A 19,688-nucleotide genomic window follows, 5' to 3' on the forward strand; every position below is an offset into this window, starting at 1 on the left:
GGTCCTCCGGGGCTGCCGATGCTGTTTTCCCTTGTGCCGCCAGGGCGCCGCGGTCAGTCCGCGGACTGTCCGTGGCGCTTGGGGCGCCAGACCACCAACGCGCTGGTCTGCTGTACCTCTTGGTAGGGGACCAGGTCACGGCGGTACGACGCGTGCACCGCGGCCTCGCGCTGACGCATCGCCGTGGCCGCGCCGTCGAGCGCGGCGGACAGCTCCACCACCCGGGCCTGGAGCGCGGCGACCTGGTTCTCCAGCTCGATGATGCGCTTGATTCCGGCCAGGTTGATGCCCTCGTCCTGCGACAACTGCTGGACCTGCCGGAGCAGTTCGATGTCGCGGGCCGAGTAGCGCCGGCCGCGGCCGGCGGTGCGGTCCGGGGAGACCAGGCCGAGGCGGTCGTACTGCCGCAGCGTCTGCGGGTGCAGTCCGGAGAGCTGGGCCGCCACCGAGATGACGTAGACCGGGGTGTCCTCGGTCAGTTCGTACGGATTGCGTCGACGACCGTCCATTCCCGTCAAGCTCCCTTCGCGGCCTGGAACAACTCCGCCCGCGGATCCTCGCCCGCGGTTGCCTCGCGATACGCCTCCAGCGCGTCACGAGCCTTCCCCGTCAGGTCCTTCGGAACACTCACCTCCACGGTGACCAGGAGGTCCCCGCGGGTGCCGTCCTTGCGGACCGCGCCCTTGCCCCGGGCCCGCATGGTGCGGCCGCCCGGCGTGCCCGCCGGAAGCTTCAGCGTGACGGGCGGACCGCCCAGGGTCGGGACCCGGACCTCGCCGCCGAGGGCCGCCTCGGCGTAGGTGACCGGGACGGTGACGGTGAGGTTGTCGCCCCTGCGGCCGAAGACGGGGTGCTCCTTGACGTGCACGACCACGTACAGGTCGCCCGCCGGACCGCCCCGCTCGCCCGGCGTGCCCTTGCCGCGCAGCCGGATGCGCTGCCCGTCCGAGACCCCGGCGGGGATACGGACCTGCATCGTCCGCGAGGACTTGGCGCGCCCGGAGCCCTTGCAGACGTCGCAGGGGTCCTCGGCGATCAGACCGCGGCCCTTGCAGTCGGGGCACGGGTCGGTGAGCGAGAAGCCGCCGCCCGAGCCCCGGGCGACCTGCCCGGTGCCGACGCACGTCGGGCACACGCGCGGTGTGCCGTTCTTGTCGCCGGTGCCCGAACAGGCCTTGCAGGGGGCCTGCGAGGACATCCTGAGCGGCACGGTCGCGCCCTCGATCGCCTCGGTGAAGCTGAGGGTGACCTCGGACTCGATGTCCTGACCGCGCCGCGGCTGCGTACGCGTGCCGGCGCCCGGTCCACCGCCGGTGCGGTTGAACAGGCCGCCGAAGACGTCCCCGAGGCCGCCGCCGAAGCCGCCGGCGCCCTGGCCCCCGCCCTGGGCGCCGCCCCCGAAGAGGTCGCCCAGGTCGAAGTTGAAGGTGCCGCCGCCGCCCGCGCCCGGTCCCGGCCGGAAGCCGCCGTTGCCGAAGAGGCTGCGGGCCTCGTCGTACTCCTTGCGCTTCTTGGGGTCACCGAGGATGTCGTTGGCCTCGGAGATCTCCTTGAAGCGCTCCTCCGCCCTGACGTTCCCCTTGTTGGCGTCCGGGTGGTTCTCGCGGGCGAGCTTCCGGTACGCCTTCTTGATCTCGGCCTCGGTGGCGTCCTTGGGGACGCCGAGAACCTTGTAGTAGTCCTTCTCGATGAAGTCCTTCGTGCTCATCCCCGACGTCCCTCCTCTCGCGCCCTGCTGCTCACTTCGAGCTCAGCCCTCGTCCGGGCCACCGCTCTCCTTGTGCGCGCCGTCGTCCTTCGGCTCGGCGTCCTGCGCCTCGGCGGCGTCCTCGGCCGGCTTGACCGTCTGGGTGCCCGGCTGCGGCTCGGCGACCGCCACCCGCGCGGGGCGGATGATCCGTTCGCCGATCCGGTACCCGGGCTGCAGGATCGCCACGCAGGTCGTCTCGGTGACGTCCGGTGCGTAGGAGTGCATCAGGGCCTCGTGGATCGTCGGGTCGAAGGGCTCGCCCTCCTTGCCGAACTGCTGGAGGCCCATCTTGGCGATGACCGTCTCCAGCGAGTCCGCGACCGACTTGAAGCCGCCGACCAGTTCGCCGTGCTCCTGGGCGCGGCCGATGTCGTCGAGGACGGGAAGCAGCTCGGACAGGAGGTTCGCCACGGCGACCTCCTTGACCGCGACGCGGTCCCGCTCGACCCGGCGGCGGTAGTTCTGGTACTCGGCCTGGAGCCGCTGGAGGTCGGCCGTGCGCTCGTTGAGCGCCGTGCGCGCCTGGTCCAGCTGGGCCACCAGGCCCGCGTTCTCACTCGCGTCCCCGGCCGGGGCCGCCCCCTCTTCGGAGGCGGCCTGCGGCTCGGCGGCGTCAGGGGTGGCGCCAGAGGGGACGTCGGGCTTCTCGTCGAAGCCCGGGGTCTCCTCGGTCACGCCGCACCGTCCTTGCGCTCGTCGTCCACGATCTCGGCGTCGACGACGTCGTCGTCGGCCTTGTCACCGGCCTGGGCGCCCGCACCGGGGGCCTCGCCGCCGGCGGCCTGCGCGGCCTGGGCGTCGGCGTACATGGCCTGGCCCAGCTTCTGCGAGACGGCGGCGACCTTCTCGGTGGCGGTGCGGATCTCGGCGGTGTCCTCGCCCTTGAGCTTCTCCTTCAGCTCGGCGACGGCGGACTCGACCTCGGTCTTCACCTCGCCGGGGACCTTGTCCTCGTTGTCCTTGAGGAACTTCTCCGTCTGGTAGACGAGCTGCTCGCCCTGGTTGCGGGACTCGGCGGCCTCGCGGCGGGCGTGGTCCTCCTCCGCGTACTTCTCGGCCTCCTGGCGCATCCGGTCGACCTCGTCCTTCGGCAGCGAGGAGCCGCCGGTGACGGTCATCTTCTGCTCCTTGCCCGTGCCCAGGTCCTTCGCGGTCACGTGCATGATGCCGTTGGCGTCGATGTCGAAGGAGACCTCGATCTGCGGGACGCCGCGGGGCGCCGGCGGCAGACCGGTCAGCTCGAACATCCCGAGCTTCTTGTTGTACGCCGCGATCTCGCGCTCGCCCTGGTAGACCTGGATCTGCACGGAGGGCTGGTTGTCCTCGGCGGTGGTGAAGATCTCCGAGCGCTTGGTCGGGATCGTCGTGTTCCGCTCGATCAGCTTGGTCATGATGCCGCCCTTGGTCTCGATGCCGAGGGACAGCGGGGTGACGTCGAGCAGCAGGACGTCCTTGACCTCGCCCTTGAGGACACCGGCCTGGAGCGAGGCGCCGATGGCGACGACCTCGTCCGGGTTGACGCCCTTGTTGGCCTCCTTGCCGCCGGTCAGCTCCTTGACGAGCTCGGCGACGGCGGGCATACGGGTGGAGCCACCGACGAGAACGACGTGGTCGATCTCGGAGAGCTGGATGCCGGCGTCCTTGATGACGTTGTGGAACGGCGTCTTGCAGCGCTCCAGCAGGTCGGAGGTGAGCTGCTGGAACTGGGCGCGGGTGAGCTTCTCGTCCAGGTGCAGCGGGCCCTCGGCGGACGCCGTGATGTAGGGCAGGTTGATCGTGGTCTCGGTGGACGAGGACAGCTCGATCTTGGCCTTCTCGGCCGCCTCGCGCAGACGCTGGAGGGCCATCTTGTCCTTGGCCAGGTCCACGCCGTGGCCGGACTGGAACTGCTTGACCAGGTAGTCGACGACGCGCTGGTCCCAGTCGTCACCACCGAGGTTGTTGTCGCCGTTGGTGGCCTTCACCTCGACGACGCCGTCGCCGATCTCCAGCAGCGAGACGTCGAACGTACCGCCACCGAGGTCGAAGACCAGGATGACCTGCTCGTCCTTGTCCAGGCCGTACGCCAGCGCGGCGGCGGTCGGCTCGTTGACGATGCGCAGGACGTTGAGGCCCGCGATCTCACCGGCCTCCTTGGTGGCCTGGCGCTCGGCGTCGTTGAAGTACGCCGGGACGGTGATGACCGCGTCGGTCACCTTCTCGCCCAGGTAGGACTCGGCGTCCCGCTTCAGCTTCTGCAGCACGAAGGCGCTGATCTGCTGCGGGTTGAAGTCCTTGCCGTCCAGGTTGACCTTCCAGTCGGTGCCCATGTGGCGCTTGACCGAGCGGATGGTCCTGTCGACGTTCGTGACCGCCTGGCGCTTGGCGACCTCGCCGACGAGCACCTCACCGTTCTTGGCGAAGGCGACGACGGACGGCGTGGTCCTGGCGCCCTCGGCGTTGGTGATGACGGTGGGCTCGCCGCCCTCCAGAACGCTGACGACGGAGTTAGTCGTGCCCAGGTCGATGCCGACCGCACGTGCCATGGTGAATAACCTCCAGCGACTTGAGTGGAACAGGCTCAAGTGTGCATGACGCCCGGCACCGGGTCAACAGAGGTGAGCCGGGCAGACTCAACTCTTATCCGTTCCTTACGCGCAACGACGCGCTGAGCTGCGCATTTGCGCCACCACCGGCTCGACGGACCGGAAAAATCCCCCACGGGGAGGACGCGCCGCCCGGCACCTCCGGCCCCGGCGGGTCAGGGTGGCCTCAGCGACGCAGATCACCGCACGTCCGACTACAGTGCGGCAGACGATGGGGGTAGTCTCGAACGGACTGATTAAGTTACCGCTTAGTAATACCGCCCCCTCGTAACCTCGCAGGCCCGAGGAGCCCCCAAATGCAACTCGCCGCGATCATCGTGTCGCTGGTCCTGATCGTGGTCGGCGTCGCACTGTTCGGCCGCGCCGTCCTGCAGATCGTCACCTACATGCGGCTGGGCCAGCCGGTGCCGGCCGGAACGCGGACCAACGACCCCGTGGACCGCACCGTCACCGTGGTCAGGGAGTTCCTCGGCCACACCCGGATGAACCGCTGGGGCATCGTCGGTGTGGCGCACTGGTTCGTCGCGGTGGGCTTCTTCTCCCTGCTGCTGACCATCGTCAACGCCGTCGGCCAGCTCTTCCGGGCCGACTGGATCCTCCCGGTCATCGGCGACTGGGCGCCGTACAACGTCTTCGTCGAGTTCATCGGCACCATGACCGTGCTCGGCATCCTGGCCCTGATCGTGATCCGGCAGCTCAGCCACCCGCGCAAGCCGGGCCGCAAGTCCCGCTTCGCGGGCTCCAACTTCGGCCAGGCGTACTTCGTCGAGGCCGTCATCCTCGTCGTCGGCGTCTGCATCTTCATGCTGCACGCGCTGGAGGGGGCCCTCCACCACGTCGACGGTTACGAGGCGTCGTTCTTCATCTCGTACCCGGTCGTCTCCGCGCTCCGGGGCATGGAGCTCGGCACGCTCCAGAACCTCGTCTACTTCTTCGCCGGGCTGAAGATCGCGACCTCCTTCATCTGGATGATCACGGTCGCCCTGAAGACCGACATGGGCGTGGCCTGGCACCGCTTCCTGGCCTTCCCGAACATCTGGTTCAAGCGCGACGCGAAGGGCGGCACCGCCCTCGGCGCGCTCCTGCCGATGACCTCGGGCGGCAAGCCGATCGACTTCACCGACCCCGGCGACGACGACGTCTTCGGCGTCTCCCAGGTCGAGCAGTTCTCCTGGAAGGGCCTGCTGGACTTCTCCACCTGCACCGAGTGCGGCCGCTGCCAGTCGCAGTGCCCCGCCTGGAACACCGGCAAGCCGCTCTCCCCCAAGCTCCTGATCATGTCCCTGCGCGACCACGCGCACGCCAAGGCCCCCTACCTGCTGGCCGGCGGCGGCAAGACCATGGAGGGCGAGGAGAAGGCGTCCGAGGAGCAGCTCGCCGGGGTCCCGGCCGCGGCCCTCGCGGAGGCCGAGCGCCCGCTGATCGGCACCCTCGAGGAGCAGGGCGTCATCGACCCCGACGTCCTGTGGTCCTGCACCACCTGCGGCGCCTGCGTCGAGCAGTGCCCGGTCGACATCGAGCACGTCGACCACATCGTCGACATGCGCCGCTACCAGGTCATGATCGAGTCGGCGTTCCCGTCCGAGGCGGGCACGATGCTCAAGAACCTGGAGAAGAAGGGCAACCCCTGGGGCCTGGCCAAGAAGCAGCGCCTGGAGTGGCTCAAGGAGCTGGACTTCGAGGTCCCGGTCGTCGGCAAGGACATCGAGGACCTCACCGAGGTCGAGTACCTGTACTGGGTCGGCTGCGCGGGCGCCCTGGAGGACCGCGCCAAGAAGACCACCAAGGCCTTCGCCGAGCTGCTCCACATCGCGGGCGTCAAGTTCGCGATCATGGGCGGCGACGAGAAGTGCACCGGCGACTCCGCCCGCCGCCTGGGCAACGAGCCCCTGTTCCAGGAGCTCGGCATGGAGAACGTCATGACCCTCAACGCCGCCTTCGGCGAGGAGATGGACGACGACGGCAAGGTCACCGAGGAGTCCCGCAAGCCGAAGTCGGCGAAGAAGATCGTCGCCACCTGCCCGCACTGCCTCAACACCCTCGGCAACGAGTACCCGCAGCTCGGCGGCGACTACGAGGTCGTCCACCACACCCAGCTCCTCCAGCACCTGGTCGACGAGGGCAAGCTGACCCCGGTCACCCCGGTCGAGGGCATCATCACCTACCACGACCCCTGCTACCTGGGCCGCCACAACAAGATCTACACGCCGCCGCGCGAGATCATCGCCGCCGTCCCGGGCGTCCGCAACGAGGAGATGCACCGCCACAAGGAGCGCGGCTTCTGCTGCGGCGCGGGCGGCGCGCGGATGTGGATGGAGGAGCGGATCGGCAAGCGCATCAACAACGAGCGCGTGGACGAGGCCCTGTCGGTCAACCCCGACATCGTCTCGACGGCCTGCCCGTTCTGCCTCGTCATGCTCACCGACTCGGTCAACGGCAAGAAGAACGACGGCAAGGCCAAGGAGTCCATCCAGGTCGTCGACGTCGCCCAGCTCCTGCTGGACTCCGTCAAGACCCCGGCCGACCCCACCGGCGAACCGGAACCGGAGAACGAGCCGACGCCGGAGCCGGTGAAGTAGCCGCCGGTGAAGTAGCCCCTCCGGCCGCGTCCTCGACCGACACCCCCCGGGTTCCGTGCGAACCGGACCCGGGGGGTGTCGTCGCATCTCGAACACGTGCATCATTGCCCGGTCGTTGTCACCGGTGCCGGTGATACGGGTCGATACGGACGAGGTGAAGGTGCCCCCGCGAAAAAGCACCAGAAGCACGAAAAGCGCCAGAAACACCACCCTGGCCGGCACGGCCGCCGTCGGCTGCCTGCTGCTGCTCACGGCCTGCGGCCACGGCCCGGCCCACGCGGCCAAGGACGCCGCCCCCACCCCCGTGCGCGCCGCCGGGGCCCCCGCCCCACTGCCCGTCCCGCGCGGCACGGGCAGCGAGGTCCCGGACGACTTCAACGGCGACGGCCACCGCGACCTCGTCCTCGACGACCTGGTCAAGGCGGAGAGCCACGCCGACGACGCGGGCATCGGCATCGTCTACGGCTCGTCCCGCGGACTGGTGCCGGGAGCCCGGCAGTTGCTCACCCCGGAGAAGTACGCGGCGCCGGTGGGCGGCCGGACGCCCGCCGTCTTCGAGGCGGAGGCGAGCTGCGACCTCGACGGCGACGGCTTCACCGACCTGGTCGTCACCACCGACCCGCCCTACGACGGCCAGGGCCGTCCCCCGGTCCCCCTCCAGATCCTCTTCGGCTCCCCGTCGGGCCCGGCCGGCCGCGCGGTCCCGCTCGTCGTCCCCGACAAGGCCCGCTACGGCAACGACTGGCCGGAGCGTCCCGTGTGCGGCGACTTCGACGGCGACGGCGCCGCGGACCTGGTCCTCCACGCCTCCGCCGGCCGCCTCAGCCACCTGCGCGGCCCCTTCACCCGCAAGGGCGCCCCGCAGCGGGCCGACGCGCCCGTCCGGTCCCCCGGCGAAGCACCGACCGGCCCCGCCGCCGACGTGAACCGCGACGGGTACGACGACCTGGTCGTCCGCGCCTCGGCGGGCCCCGGCAAGGCGTTCGTCGTCCTGGGCGGCCCCGACGGCCCGACCCGCACCGGGGCCGCCCTCCCCGCCGGCGTCGACGTCGCCCTGGGGGCCTTCGGCAGGGGCGAGGCGCTGGACGCGGCCGTGGGCACCCCGGACGCCACGGCGCTGCGCTACGACCTGCCCACCGCCGCCCGGGGCACCCTCCGCGCCCCGGGTTCGACGCTCGACGCCGCCGACCTCGACGGCGACGGCCTGGGCGAGCTGGTCTCCAGCGGCTCCGGAGTACGGGTGTACCCCGGTCGCGGGGCGGGCCCCACGACCCGGGGCGCTGTCGCGGTCCGGCCGGCGGCGCCGGGCACGACGCGGGTGCTGGCGGCCGCCGACTTCGACGGCGACGGCCTCGCCGACCTCGTGCTGCGCACCCACCGGGGCGACACCCGGGACACCGTCGAGGTCCACCGGGGCTCGGCGAAGGACCTGGTGACCGCGGAGCCCTCGGTCACCTTCTCGACGGCGCAGTTCCTGACCCCGTAGGGGGCCGGCCGGGAGCCGGGCGGTTCCCCGCCGGTCCGCCTCGGGGAGGCCTCGGGGAGCACCCGTAGGGGATGTCACAGCTCGGCCGCAAAGGTCCCCCGAACGGCCGGACCCCGCACGTCACTCTCCGGGACCAGGTACGTTCGAAGGCGTGGCTGGATTCAGGATCGGACGCGGCCGGGACAACGGCGCTCCACACGCGCAACCACAACGCCCGCCGTACGGACAGCAGGCGCCCCAGGGACCGTCGTACGGCGGTCCGGCGACGCCTCGGCAGCCGTACCCGCAGCCTCCGTACGGGGGTGGCGCCCCCGGCGGCTCCCCGTGGCCCCAGGCACCCGGCGGCGGCCACGGCGGCGGACACGGGGAGCCGGAGTACTTCGGTGACGGCGGTTACGGCCCCGGAGGCCACGGCGGGCACCCCCAGCAGGCCCCGTACGACCCGTACGCGGCCAACAACCCGGGCCACACCCAGGCGTTCACGGTCGACGACCCCTACAACCAGGGCGACACCTACCGCGCCGGTTCCGCCCCGGCCCCCGGCCCGGTCGGCCCCCGCCTGCACTGGAAGGACCTCCTGAAGGGCGTGATCCTCGCGCCCAACCAGACCTTCCTCCAGATGCGGGACTACGCGATGTGGGTCCCGGCACTCGTCGTGACGTTCCTCTACGGCCTGCTGGCGGTCTTCGGCTTCGACGGCGCCCGCGAGGACGCGATCAACGCCACCCTCTCCAACGCCATCCCGATCGTCCTGACCACGGCGGTGGCGATGGTGCTGAGCGCCTTCGTCCTGGGCGTGGTCACCCACACCCTGGCCCGCCAGCTCGGCGGCGACGGCGCCTGGCAGCCCACGGTCGGCCTCTCCATGCTGATCATGTCCCTCACGGACGCCCCGCGCCTGGTCGTGGCGATGTTCGCGGGCGGTGACGCGCCCTTCGTCCAGATCCTCGGCTGGGCCACCTGGGTCGCGGCCGGGGCCCTGCTGACCCTGATGGTCAGCCGCTCCCACGACCTGCCCTGGCCGAAGGCGCTCGGCGCGTCCGCGATCCAGCTGATCGCCCTGCTGTCGATCGTGAAGCTCGGCACGTTCTAGCGGGCCGCCGGCCGCAGGCGTACGGAAGGGCCCCGGTGTGTGACGCACACACCGGGGCCCTTCCTTCCGTACGCCGGGCCGCCTCGCGGGTCAGGCGTCGAGCACCTGCCCGTCCCGCCGCACGACGGGAGGCAGCACGGACCACGGGAAGTTGATCCACTCGTCGGTCCGCTTCCACACGTACTCGCACTGGACGAGGGAGTGCGACTTCTCGTAGATCACCGCGCTGCGGACCTCGGCGACCGTGTCGAGGCAGAAGTCCCGCACCAGCTTGAGCGTCTTGCCGGTGTCGGCGACGTCGTCGGTGATGAGGACCTTCTTGTCGGAGAAGTCGATGACGTTCGGGACCGGCGCGAGCATGACGGGCATGTCGAGGGTGGTCCCGACCCCGGTGTAGAACTCCACGTTCACGAGGTGGATGTTCTTGCAGTCCAGCGCGTACGCCAGCCCGCCGGCGACGAAGACTCCGCCGCGGGCGATGGAGAGCACTATGTCCGGCTCGTACCCGTCGTCCGCGACGGCCTGCGCCAGCTCGCGCACGGCGACGCCGAACTGCTCGTAGGTCAGATTCTCCCGAACATCACTCATGCGCGCGTCCCGCCTGCGATCTTGCCGCTCATACCTGGGTCCGATGGAAGTTGAGGTAGGACCGGGAGGCGGTCGGCCCCCGCTGGCCCTGGTAACGGGACCCGTAACGCTCGCTGCCGTACGGGTGCTCGGCCGGCGAGGTGAGCCGGAACATGCAGAGCTGCCCGATCTTCATACCCGGCCACAGCTTGATGGGCAGCGTCGCGAGATTGCTCAGCTCCAGCGTCACGTGCCCGGAGAAGCCCGGGTCGATGAACCCGGCGGTGGAGTGCGTGACGAGCCCGAGCCGCCCGAGCGAGCTCTTGCCCTCGAGCCGCGACGCCAGATCGTCGGGGAGGGTGATCACCTCGTACGTACTGGCCAGCACGAACTCCCCGGGGTGCAGGATGAACGGCTCGTCGCCCTCCGGCTCCACGAGCCGGGTCAGATCCACCTGCTCGACGGAGGGGTCGATGTGCGGGTACCGGTGATTCTCGAACACCCGGAAATAGCGGTCGAGGCGCACGTCGATGCTCGACGGCTGCACCATGGAGTCGTCGAACGGATCGATCCGCACCCGACCGGAGTCGATCTCGGCCCGGATGTCCTTGTCTGAGAGAAGCACGCACCGAGGATACGCAAGGCGCGCGGAACAGCGACAACCGCCGCCGCGCCGCGCGCCAGGACCCGCTCTGCGTGTGTGCTGCCGCTCCCGCGCTACCGCTTCTGCGCACCCACGGGCACGGCACTCCGCAGCCGCGCACACCGCGGACATCGGACGAGCCGGCCGGGGCCGAGTCGCTCGGCCTGCTGCATCGGGAACGAGGTGGCGGTGAACACGTGCCCATCGGCACAGCGGACGACGGTGCGCTCCATCAAGTCCTTCAAGTCCCTTCCCCAAGAGCCGCGTCTGGCTTACTACCCTGACGACAAAAGCCACAGTACGGGATCAAAGAGACGACTCTCCAGGCGGCACTCCGCCCTCCCACGCACCCTCACCGGCGGCCCCACGGTACGCCCCAACCCCCGCCCGCCGCAGCCGCATCCACACCCCGGAACGACCGCCGGCCCCACGGTGCGAACACCGGGGGCCGGGCATGGGGTAGAGTGAGCGAGCGTCCAGACACCGGCCGCGGTCGGCGTCTTTCGCGGGTGTAGTTTAATGGTAGAACATCAGCTTCCCAAGCTGAGAGCGCGAGTTCGATTCTCGTCACCCGCTCTACACGAAACCCCAGGTCAGCGACCTGGGGTTTGTGTTTTGCCACTGCCTGTTGTCGTCCTTCGCGCGTCGTGCGCTCGACAGTCAGGCCGGTACCTTGTGCGGCGCTGCCCGGCTCAGCCGAAGTTCACGTCGCTGCACCACATGTAGGCCTGGTCGAGGTGCGAGGCCTGCCAGATCACGAACATGATGTGGTGTCCGGTGTAGCCGGAGGTCTGGACGGGGAACGTGATGTCCTGCGCCGGGGCGAAACGGCCGGTCTGCGTGATGAAGTCGAGGTTGCCCCAGCCCAGTGTCTGGGTCTTGGGGTCGAAGCCCTGCTTGCTCACGTAGACCTTGAAGTAGTCGGCACCGTGGGACGCCTGGTCGTACAGGTGGACCGAGAAGTTGTTGCCGACGGTGGTGGCCTTCCACTGCCCGGGCTTGTCCAGGCTGGCGTTCCTCGAGAGGTTGTTGCTGCAGAGCGTCCCGTCGGGGGTCTGCGCCTGGAACTGGCCACCGAGGCCGTCGCGGAGCGCGCTCATCCAGTTCCACATGGTGTCGGGGTTGGCCTGGAAGGCCTGCCAGCACATGGGATCTTCGGTCTGCATGGCCGGGTCCGTGTGGTTGCTGCCCCACGTCTTCCAGCACTGGTACGCCCGGGAGGCGGGGTCGACGATGGTGCCGTGAGCCTGGGCGGGGGCCGACCAGGTCAGTGCGCCGGCCACCAGGGCGAACAGCATGACGAGCGCCTGGAGAGGGCGACGGAGGGGCGAGCGCGAACGCCCGGTTAACGGACTCTGTGTGCGCATGTGGGGGGAACTCCTTCCAGTTGCAAGGCTGTTATGGGAGCGCTCCCAACGGTAGGACCTCCGGGTGAAATGTCAACGAAACGCACAAAGTTGATCACAGCGGCGGGCAACGAGCCGGGAATCGCCGGGCCTTTCAACTCACCTTCGCCGAGCGAGACGTCAGCTGTGAACCGCTGTGAACCTGCCACGGCGGCACCGGGACGTGCCCGACCGAAAGGGCCCGCCCTCTCATCCGGAGGAGCCTCGTTCCGCCAAGAGGCCGCGTCGATGCGCGGCCTCGTAGATCCGGACCAGCAGGAGAGCGCCTGCCTCCACGACCGGGTCCGCCCGGTTCCCGGCAGGCCCCGGAGTGCCCGTACGGGCGGACGAGCGCGGGTCACGCGGCGCGACCCGACGCGCACGACTGGTACAGCGCACGGCGTCTGCGTTTCTTGTTGGCCAGGCCGGTGACCGGGTGCCGTACCACCTGGCCAGCCATTCCTTGATGGCGGCCGAGGTGGCGGCGGCGTTGCGCTGCAGTGCCGGGTCGTGTCCCGCGTCAGGGATGATCTTGGTGTCGGCTTGGGGCCGGCAGGGTGGGCGCGCGGCTCGGCGGGGGCGAAGAAGAAGAGGTCGGGTCCGCCCACGACCGCCGACGTGGCCGGACGGTCACGCGGGCTCTGGCACCCGGCGGTGACCGGCGAGCACCACGAGTCCGCCGATGACGGCCAGGCCCATCAGGACGGTGCCGAAGAGAGTCGCCCCCGTGGGCAGTCCCACGGCGTCCATGAGGTAGCCCGTGGAGACCGGGAGCAGGCCCGCAGGGATGTAACCGCCCACGTTCAGCGCGGCGTTGGCCTCGGCGAGCCGCTGCGCCGGGACGGTGGAGTTGAGCAACGAGAGGCCGCCGAGCTGTCCCATGCCCTGGCCGGCCCCGGCCAGCAGTGCGGAGGCGACGAGCAGGGGGACCGACGAGGCGTGTACGGCGGCGACCAGCGCGGCCATGCTGACGGTCGTACTGATCGCACCGGCGGTCAGGATGGTGCGCCGGCGCAGCTTCTGCACGGCGAACTGGACGCCGGTGGCGGCGAGGAACATGGCGAACGCCACGGCTCCGGAGAGGATCCCGCTGGCGGTGCCGAGCAGTTCGGTCAGCAGCGTGGGACCGAGCGACAGCACGAAGGACGTGGCGGTGATGCCGGGGGCGAACACCGCGATGCCCAGGGCGAGGTGGATGCCGTTGCCGTGCGGTACGCCGGGCACACGCACCCAGGCGCCCTTCCCGGGCACGGCGGGACGGCGTACGGGCATGCGAAGGACGGTGAGGACCGCCGTGGCCAGCAGGATCGCCTCGACGACGAAGACGGTGACGGTGGGCGCCGGAAGCGTCTCGGACAGCAGGCCGGCGAGCAGCGGCCCCAGGCCGGCCCCGAAGACCATCGCGCACGAGGCAAGCAGCGCGGCCAGCCGCTTGCGCTCGGGGCCCGCCACGTCCGTCACGGCGGCCATGCCCGCGGAGACGACGGTGCCGACGGCGATCCCCGTGAACAGACGGGCGACGATCAGCGCGGCCACCGTCGTGGCCGTCGCGAAGATCACGCAGGCGGCCAGGGCGAGGGCGAGGGCGGGCAACAGCACCGGTTTGCGTCCCAGCCGGTCGGAGACGACACCCGAGACGAGCAGCGAGCCGAGCAGCCCGACGATGTAGAACGCGAAGACGACGGTCAAGGTGCCCTTGGAGAAACCGATGTCGCGCTGCCACAACATGTACAGCGGCGTCGCCGCGTTGGACAGGACGAAGACGGCGGTGACCGGCCACGCCGCCAGCCACACCCACCAGGTGGGCGTGCCTGCCGCGGGCCGCTCCGGCTGCGCGGGGCTCGCGGGGCGTTGCCTCTCGTCCACCGCATCGGGGGACACGGTCCGACTCTCCGACATGGGTGCTCCCTTCGGCAAGCTCAGTACGACTTCATTCGAACTTAGCATGCAGTACGATTGAACTCGTACATGAGATTCACGGTTTAGGGAGCCACCCATGTCGTCCACGGCTCAAGAGGTGCCGGTCGTCAAGGAGCTGCCGGAACCCGAGGGGCTACCGGAACCGCTGCCCGAGCCGGCGGTCGAGGACTTGCGCCTGGAGACGGTTCTGGCGGCGTTGAGCGATCCACTGCGACTGCGGATCGTGCGCAAGCTCCTTCTGGAGTCCGAGGCGTTCGACCACTCCTGCGGCTGGTTCGGCCTCGACCGCCCCAAGTCCTCCCTCACCCACCACTTCAAGGCCCTGCGCGAAGCCGGCATCACCCGCCAACGCCAGTACGGACTGGAGCGCCGCAGCCACGTCCGCGTCGCCGACCTCAACGCCCGCTTTCCGGGACTCCTGGCCCTGGTGGCGGCCTGGACACCGGACACGCCGTGAACTGACGGCACATCGGGGCGAGACGTCCGCAGCGGCCATCGGCCTGGCCGCGTGGAACGAGCTTCCGTGCGCTCCCCCGGCGCGACTTCGACCACCCGCCGAACGCGCAGGGCGCCGGGCTCAGGCTCGCCGCGTGCGCAGCAGGCGTTCCGTTCTGGCGTCCAGCTCCGCGCGCTCCCGGGCCGCGCGTTCCGCCTGGGCCGTGCGGTACCGGTGTTCCAGGGCCCGCGTGCGGTCACCGGTGTCCAGCTCGACCCGGTGGCGCTGCACCTCCTGCTCCATCCGCGCGCACTCGTGCCGTACCTGGAGCTCCTCGGCGTGCAGGCGGCGGCCGGCCTCGAAGCTGGCGCCGAGGAGGGTGTCGTACGTCGTGCTGCCGCTCATGAACTTGGCCAGGACCGGCAGGGCGTCGAAGCCCAGGAGCAGCAGGTGCAGGACGATCGTCAGGAACAGCGCGAAGCCGTCCGAGCCGGCCACCTCCTTCAGGCCGTGCGCCCGGGTCAGGATGCCGCCCGTGTCCAGGTCGGCCGCGCGTTCCCGCGTCTTGGTGTCGATGGCCCGCTGGAGCAGCGGCTGGTAGGTCTCCGCGGCCTTGCTCTTCTTCTCCGCGAGGCGCCGGCCCTCGGCCCGCAGCTCCGCGAGCTGCTTCTCGTACGTGCCGATCCTGCTGTTCCCGCGGTACGTCGAGGAGTCCGCGCGGGCCCGTTCGCAGGTGATGGTGACGTCCCTGACCCCGCCCCGCCAGATCCAGTTGTCCCGGCCGCACAGCTCCTGCTCGGTCGCCATCTTCTCCCTGAGCGTCTTGTTGACCGACGCCACCTGCGCCTCGAGGGTCTTGGTCCGGGACTCGTTGCTCGCTGTCTGCTCGGCCAGTTCCGCCGGCGAGCCGGCCACCTTGAGCTGGTAGCGGCGGCACTCCGGGCGGTCCGCCGTGGAGGCGCCGTCCGTCGGGTTGCAGGCGACCAGCATGCCCCGGTAGCCGGCGACCTTCTGGTCGTTGCCGACGGCGATCTCCTGGCGGATCTCCTTGTCGAAGATCTGGAACAGGATCGGCTCCGCGATGAACAGGCCCAGCAGCACGGAAAGCAGCAGGCGCAGGCCGAGCGACCACTTCTTGACCGCCGTGCCGTGGGTGCTGGAGACCAGCCAGCTGTCCATCACCAGGACCACCCAGAACCAGACCGCCGCCACCGCGAACACGGCGAGAAGCGGCAGGTCCGAGCGGAAGCTGCCGAGCGCGAGGGCCATGGAGAGGGCGCCGACCACGGCCGTGTTCAGGACGATCGCGCCGTACCAGGTGTAGCGGGTGCGCTCCTCGGGCACCCACGCGAGCAGCTCCTCCCGGATGCCGATCAGGCCGCGCAGCCGGGCGGCCGGGCCGGTGGCCGGCGGGAGCGGGCGGACGGAGCCGCGGTCGTCGTAGTCGGTCCGCGTGCTGTCGGACGGGCGCAGCGGGGTGTCAGTGGCCAAGGCTCGCCTCCGAGTCGGTGCCCCCGAGGTCGAGGTCGCCGTCGTCGTCGTAGTCGATGTCGATGTCCGGGTCGCCGCGGCCCCGGTCCGGCCGGTCACCCCGCTCGGGCACCTTGGCGGCGCCCTCCAGCTCACCCTTCGCGTCCCCCTGCGTCATCCCACGCCCGTCGGCGCTCTGCTTGTACGGCACGTCGCCCACGCCGTTGATGAACTCGCCCGCGTCGCGCGTCACGCTGTCGAACAGGCCCCGTTCGATGGCCTGCCTGCTGAGCTGGGCCTTCACGTCGAGTACGTCCTTGGCCCACTCCCGCTCGTGGCTCTGGAGCCGCTCGGCGTCGGCGCGTTCCTCCTGGCGACGGCGCAGCGCGTCCTCGTGCTCCAGGTCCCAGCGGCGGGTCTCCTCGCGACGCCGGTCCGCCGCGTCCTCGCGTTTCTCGGCGCGGTTCAGCTCGTACCGCCGGTCCTCGCGCTCCAGGTTCCAGCGTTCGTCCTCCCGGTCGAAGGACCGCCGCTGGAGGTCGGCCTCGCGGTCGGTCTGCTTGCGGCTGTCCAGCCGTTTGGCGAGTTCGTCGGCGGTGATGTCGCCGTTGCGCCAGGCCAGGAAGTCGGCGGCGCTCGGGTCGGCGCCGATCAGCGCGAAGTCCTCCCCGAGTTCGGCGCGTGTGAAGCGGTTGCGCTGGGCCTGCTGGGCGAGTTCGTACTGCTGCTGTTCGGCGCCGGCTTCGCGCTCGTAGCGGCTGCGCAGCGTCTCCTCCTCCTGCCGGTGGTGTTCCTTGCGCAGGGCGGTGGTGTTCCGCAGCTCCTCGCGCCTGATCTCCAGCTCGGTCTCCAGCAGGGCCCGGCGCAGCGCCGCCTCCTGCTCCCGCTCCTCCCGCTCCCGTGTCCATTCCAGCTTGCGGCGGTCCTCGTCCTCCTTGGCGAGGGCGTCGGCCAGCTCCGTCGGCGTGAGGACCTCGACCACTCCGTGCCGGGCGCGCAGCCCGGACAGCACCGCCGGACGCATCTCGTGGTAGGCGGTCAGCCGGGCGTCGATGCGGTCGCGGACGGCGAGCGAGTCGACGATCGGCCGGTCGCTGCCCTCCTCGACGAATCCGGGCACCGCCCGCAGATGGGCCAGGAGCAGCGCCTCCACGTCCGTGACCCCGTCGCGCACGACCGCGCACGGGTCGGTGACGGTGCAGTAGAAGGTGGTCCGTACGGTGAAGTCGCCGGCCTCGGCGGACGGGATGCGGGTCTCCACCTCGACGGGCACCTCGACCCGCCGGTCGACGACCGTGACCGAGCTGGCCGCGACCACCGTGGGGTCGTCGGACCGCAGTTGCCCGTGGTCCTCGACGTATTGCTCGCCGACCCGGAAGACCCGCACCTGGTGCGCGGCGACCCGGGGCAGTTCGTCCTCGTCCCGCATCACGCGCCGGCTCAGAAGGCCGCCGCGCCTGGCGGCACGTCCGTACTCGCGCTGCTCGACGAGCGGGTAGTTCTCTGCCATACCTGTCAGTCCTCCGTGCTCAGTACGGCGTCAAGGAAGGTGTCGGTCAAGTGAGCCGGAGCGGCTGCGTCGGCGCGGTTCCCGGCCGGTTCCAGGACGGCCCGCAACGCCGGGCGTTCCTCCGGGCGCAGGGCGGCCCCGACGGCCGCGCCGAAGTCGGCGGCGACCCGCTCGGGGTCCTCGGACACGGCGGACAGTGCCCGCAGGGTGGCCCGCACCCCCTGCAGGGCGCGGGCCCGGCGCGGCAGGTTGCCCAGTACGCCCGCCCACAACTCGCCGATTTTCTCGGTCTGTTCGGGGTGGTGGACCAGTACGTCGGCGCAGACCGGGCGGCCTGTACGCGCGTCCCGCGCCCGCAGGACGGTCAGCGTGGTGTCGAGGATGCCGTCCTTGAGGTGACCGGCCAGCGTGTCGCGCAGGGCGCGCAGCCGGTAGGCGAGCGGCCGGAACACCGCGCCGGTGTCCTGCCGGCACTCCGCGAGTACGGCGACGAGCCCGGCCAGCGCGAACGCCGCCTCCGCGCCCCGGCCGCCGTGCCGGCCGGCCAGCCGCAGCAGCGTGTGTACGGCGTCCGTGGGGAAGCGCACGCCGAGGGCACCGCTGAACGCGGCGACCGCCGTCGACCGGAGCTGCGGATCGTACGAGCGCGCCCAGCCGCGGGCCACGGTGAGCGCCACGGCGGCGAGGCTCTCGTCGAGGCACATGCACTGCAGCACCAGCGTGGCGGTGGACCGCCCGGCGGAGCCCGCGACGCCGGACGCCCAGGGGTGCAGATAGTTCTCGGCGACCTCGTCGAAGGCGGACGGGGTGAGCAGCGCCAGCCCCTGGGCGACGGACAACTGCATCTCCAGGCCGGCCCGGCCGCTGCGCAGCAACTCGGTCAGCCAGTCCCGGACGCCGTTCCAGTACGCCGTCGAGCGTGTGGCCCACAGTTCCCGCAGCACCCACTGCCGGTACTGCGGGTGCGGGAAGACCAGCGCGGTACGGGTGAGCGCGCCGCTCTTGCGCTCCTCGACGGCGACGAGACTGTTGCGGGTCAGCGACAGGCGCCGGTCGGCGGCGCGCCGGGCGGCCTCGGCCGCCGCCGCCTCGTCCACCGGCTCCGGGAACGCGGGGGCCACCCATTGCTCCAGCCACTGCTGGCAGGTCTCGAAGTCGCGGTAGCCGGCACCGGTGACGAAGGCGAGCGTCGTGACCTCGGCCCACTCCTGCGGCGAGCGGTCCTCGGCGAACCAGTCGCGCACGGGTGCCGCCGCGCCGCTGCCGCACTCCCTCCACACCACGTCGGGCTCGTCGCCCCGGCCGATCCGGTCGGCTGCCGCGACGACTTCCGCGATGCGGCATCCGGCGGGGATCAGCTCCACGGAGCGCTCGACGGTTTCCGGGGCGCACCGCGCGCGCGTGAGCCGCACCCGCAGCACGGCCGCCAGGTCCGGTATCTGCCAGGGCACATGCCGTACGGACTCGGGGGGCCGCCCCTGCACCTCGTGCACGGTCGTCACCACCAGGTGCGCCCCGTGCTCACGCACGGTGTCCCGTACGCGCCGCCAGTCGAAGTCCGCGCTTCCGGACGGCTTCTCGTGCATCCGGTCGAGCAGCACGTAGCCGACGCCCTTCGTGAACTCCACGCGCCCGTTGGCGAGTTCCTCCAGGCTGCGGCCCGGCGAGAGCACCACGTACTCGCTGCCCCCGGCGGCGGTGGCGACCAGCGCCACCGCCGCCGCGCGCTTGCCCGTGCCGGGTGGACCGACCAGGACGACCACCCCGTCCCGCTGGAGAGCCGTCACGGCCTCCTCGAAGCAGGCGGGCTCGACGTACGAGGCGAGCACGGCGTCCGCCTCACCGGCATCGAGCCGCCCGACGGCACGGCGGCGGGCGTTGGCGGAGTCGGCGACACCGATGCCGAAGTGGATCTCCGGGGCGTCCAGGGCGCCGAGGAAGTACTGGTTGACGTTGTTGTGGTGCACCTGGCCCGCGGAGGCCCGGGCTTCCTCTCCGGCCTTCTTCCGCCCCACGGCGTCACCTGTGTCCTCGCCGTCCGGGGCGGCGGCCGCGCCGGCCTCCCCGGGCTGTGCGGACTCCCCGGAGTCCTGCGGTTCCCGGGGTTCCTGCGGGCCGCTCTCGCCGTCGGCTGCGGCCGTGGGGCCGACGGGCCCGGGCGTCGCCGTGTGCGCCGGACCGGACGTTTCCGGGGCCGTACCGGCGGGCCGGGTGCCGGCCTGGCCGGCCTGTTCGCTCTCTTGCTCGTCCATCCTCAGCCGTCA

The 19,688-nt window shown here is 71.0% G+C and carries 15 protein-coding genes and 1 tRNA gene; 5 read left to right on the top strand and 11 right to left on the bottom strand.

Annotated elements, in window-relative coordinates; genetic code table 11:
* Positions 1 to 53: 53 nt before the first annotated feature.
* From IG88_RS0120560 to dnaK, 4 genes are read right to left on the bottom strand one after another with little or no spacing between them, the layout of a single operon-like run.
* Positions 54 to 509 carry a heat shock protein transcriptional repressor HspR gene (locus IG88_RS0120560; protein WP_031043111.1) on the bottom strand — a complete coding sequence of 152 codons (456 nt, stop codon included), beginning with the start codon at positions 507 to 509 and terminating at the stop codon, positions 54 to 56.
* Between the two features lie 5 nt (positions 510 to 514).
* Positions 515 to 1,708, bottom strand: coding sequence for a molecular chaperone DnaJ (gene dnaJ / locus IG88_RS0120565; protein WP_031043114.1), 1,194 nt, complete (start codon positions 1,706 to 1,708; stop codon positions 515 to 517).
* Positions 1,709 to 1,750: 42 nt separating this feature from the next.
* Positions 1,751 to 2,425, bottom strand: a complete 675-nt coding sequence (grpE, locus tag IG88_RS0120570) for a nucleotide exchange factor GrpE (RefSeq protein WP_031043116.1) — start codon at positions 2,423 to 2,425, stop codon at positions 1,751 to 1,753.
* Positions 2,422 to 4,275 carry a molecular chaperone DnaK gene (gene dnaK / locus IG88_RS0120575; RefSeq protein WP_031043118.1) on the bottom strand — a complete coding sequence of 618 codons (1,854 nt, stop codon included), beginning with the start codon at positions 4,273 to 4,275 and terminating at the stop codon, positions 2,422 to 2,424. Before dnaK ends, grpE begins: the two co-directional genes overlap by 4 nt.
* Positions 4,276 to 4,631: 356 nt before the next feature.
* Between dnaK and IG88_RS0120580 the strand changes: the two genes are divergently transcribed.
* The 3 genes from IG88_RS0120580 (at position 4,632) to IG88_RS0120590 (ending at position 9,493) form a co-directional block, all read left to right on the top strand.
* A complete protein-coding gene (locus IG88_RS0120580) occupies positions 4,632 to 6,914 on the top strand; it encodes a (Fe-S)-binding protein (protein WP_031043119.1) in 2,283 nt (760 codons plus the stop codon).
* A 160-nt stretch (positions 6,915 to 7,074) separates the two neighbouring features.
* On the top strand, positions 7,075 to 8,400 hold the full coding sequence (locus tag IG88_RS0120585) for an FG-GAP repeat domain-containing protein (protein ID WP_051851989.1): 1,326 nt from the start codon (positions 7,075 to 7,077) through the stop codon (positions 8,398 to 8,400).
* 151 nt (positions 8,401 to 8,551) lie between these two features.
* The gene (locus tag IG88_RS0120590) at positions 8,552 to 9,493 is read left to right on the top strand and encodes a Yip1 family protein (RefSeq protein WP_031043126.1); all 942 of its coding nucleotides are present in this window, start codon (positions 8,552 to 8,554) and stop codon (positions 9,491 to 9,493) included.
* Between the two features lie 90 nt (positions 9,494 to 9,583).
* Here the strand turns inward: IG88_RS0120590 and IG88_RS0120595 are convergent, their stop codons facing one another.
* Together IG88_RS0120595 and dcd are read right to left on the bottom strand one after the other, a co-directional pair.
* A complete protein-coding gene (locus tag IG88_RS0120595; RefSeq protein ID WP_031043129.1) occupies positions 9,584 to 10,081 on the bottom strand; it encodes a phosphoribosyltransferase in 498 nt (165 codons plus the stop codon).
* A gap of 28 nt (positions 10,082 to 10,109) precedes the next feature.
* The gene (dcd, locus tag IG88_RS0120600; protein ID WP_030401434.1) at positions 10,110 to 10,685 is read right to left on the bottom strand and encodes a dCTP deaminase; all 576 of its coding nucleotides are present in this window, start codon (positions 10,683 to 10,685) and stop codon (positions 10,110 to 10,112) included.
* Between the two features lie 523 nt (positions 10,686 to 11,208).
* On the opposite strand from dcd, the gene IG88_RS0120610 reads away from it, so the two are divergent.
* Positions 11,209 to 11,279: transfer RNA gene (locus IG88_RS0120610), tRNA-Gly, on the top strand.
* 116 nt (positions 11,280 to 11,395) lie between these two features.
* Here the strand turns inward: IG88_RS0120610 and IG88_RS0120615 are convergent.
* Both IG88_RS0120615 and IG88_RS0120620 read right to left on the bottom strand, forming a co-directional pair.
* Positions 11,396 to 12,001: a lytic polysaccharide monooxygenase auxiliary activity family 9 protein gene (locus tag IG88_RS0120615; protein ID WP_031043151.1), complete on the bottom strand. Its 606-nt coding sequence runs from the start codon at positions 11,999 to 12,001 to the stop codon at positions 11,396 to 11,398.
* Positions 12,002 to 12,718: 717 nt separating this feature from the next.
* The gene (locus IG88_RS0120620; RefSeq protein WP_031043153.1) at positions 12,719 to 13,987 is read right to left on the bottom strand and encodes an MFS transporter; all 1,269 of its coding nucleotides are present in this window, start codon (positions 13,985 to 13,987) and stop codon (positions 12,719 to 12,721) included.
* Positions 13,988 to 14,084: 97 nt separating this feature from the next.
* Here IG88_RS0120620 and IG88_RS0120625 point away from each other — a divergent pair, with 97 nt between their 5' ends.
* A complete protein-coding gene (locus IG88_RS0120625; protein ID WP_031043156.1) occupies positions 14,085 to 14,465 on the top strand; it encodes an ArsR/SmtB family transcription factor in 381 nt (126 codons plus the stop codon).
* A gap of 120 nt (positions 14,466 to 14,585) precedes the next feature.
* Here IG88_RS0120625 and IG88_RS0120630 read toward each other — a convergent pair whose 3' ends face one another.
* The 3 genes from IG88_RS0120630 to IG88_RS0120640 are packed head-to-tail and all read right to left on the bottom strand — an operon-like array spanning position 14,586 to position 19,676.
* Positions 14,586 to 15,935, bottom strand: a complete 1,350-nt coding sequence (locus tag IG88_RS0120630) for a DUF4407 domain-containing protein (RefSeq protein WP_031043159.1) — start codon at positions 15,933 to 15,935, stop codon at positions 14,586 to 14,588.
* The gene (locus IG88_RS0120635) at positions 15,925 to 17,424 is read right to left on the bottom strand and encodes a hypothetical protein (RefSeq protein WP_037836307.1); all 1,500 of its coding nucleotides are present in this window, start codon (positions 17,422 to 17,424) and stop codon (positions 15,925 to 15,927) included. The genes IG88_RS0120630 and IG88_RS0120635 overlap by 11 nt, the downstream gene beginning before the upstream one ends.
* Before the next feature lie 5 nt (positions 17,425 to 17,429).
* On the bottom strand, positions 17,430 to 19,676 hold the full coding sequence (locus tag IG88_RS0120640; protein ID WP_031043164.1) for a hypothetical protein: 2,247 nt from the start codon (positions 19,674 to 19,676) through the stop codon (positions 17,430 to 17,432).
* Positions 19,677 to 19,688 lie beyond the last annotated feature (12 nt).

Origin of the sequence: Streptomyces sp. NRRL F-5650, assembly GCF_000721365.1 — a bacterium.
GTDB lineage: Bacteria > Actinomycetota > Actinomycetes > Streptomycetales > Streptomycetaceae > Streptomyces > Streptomyces ardesiacus.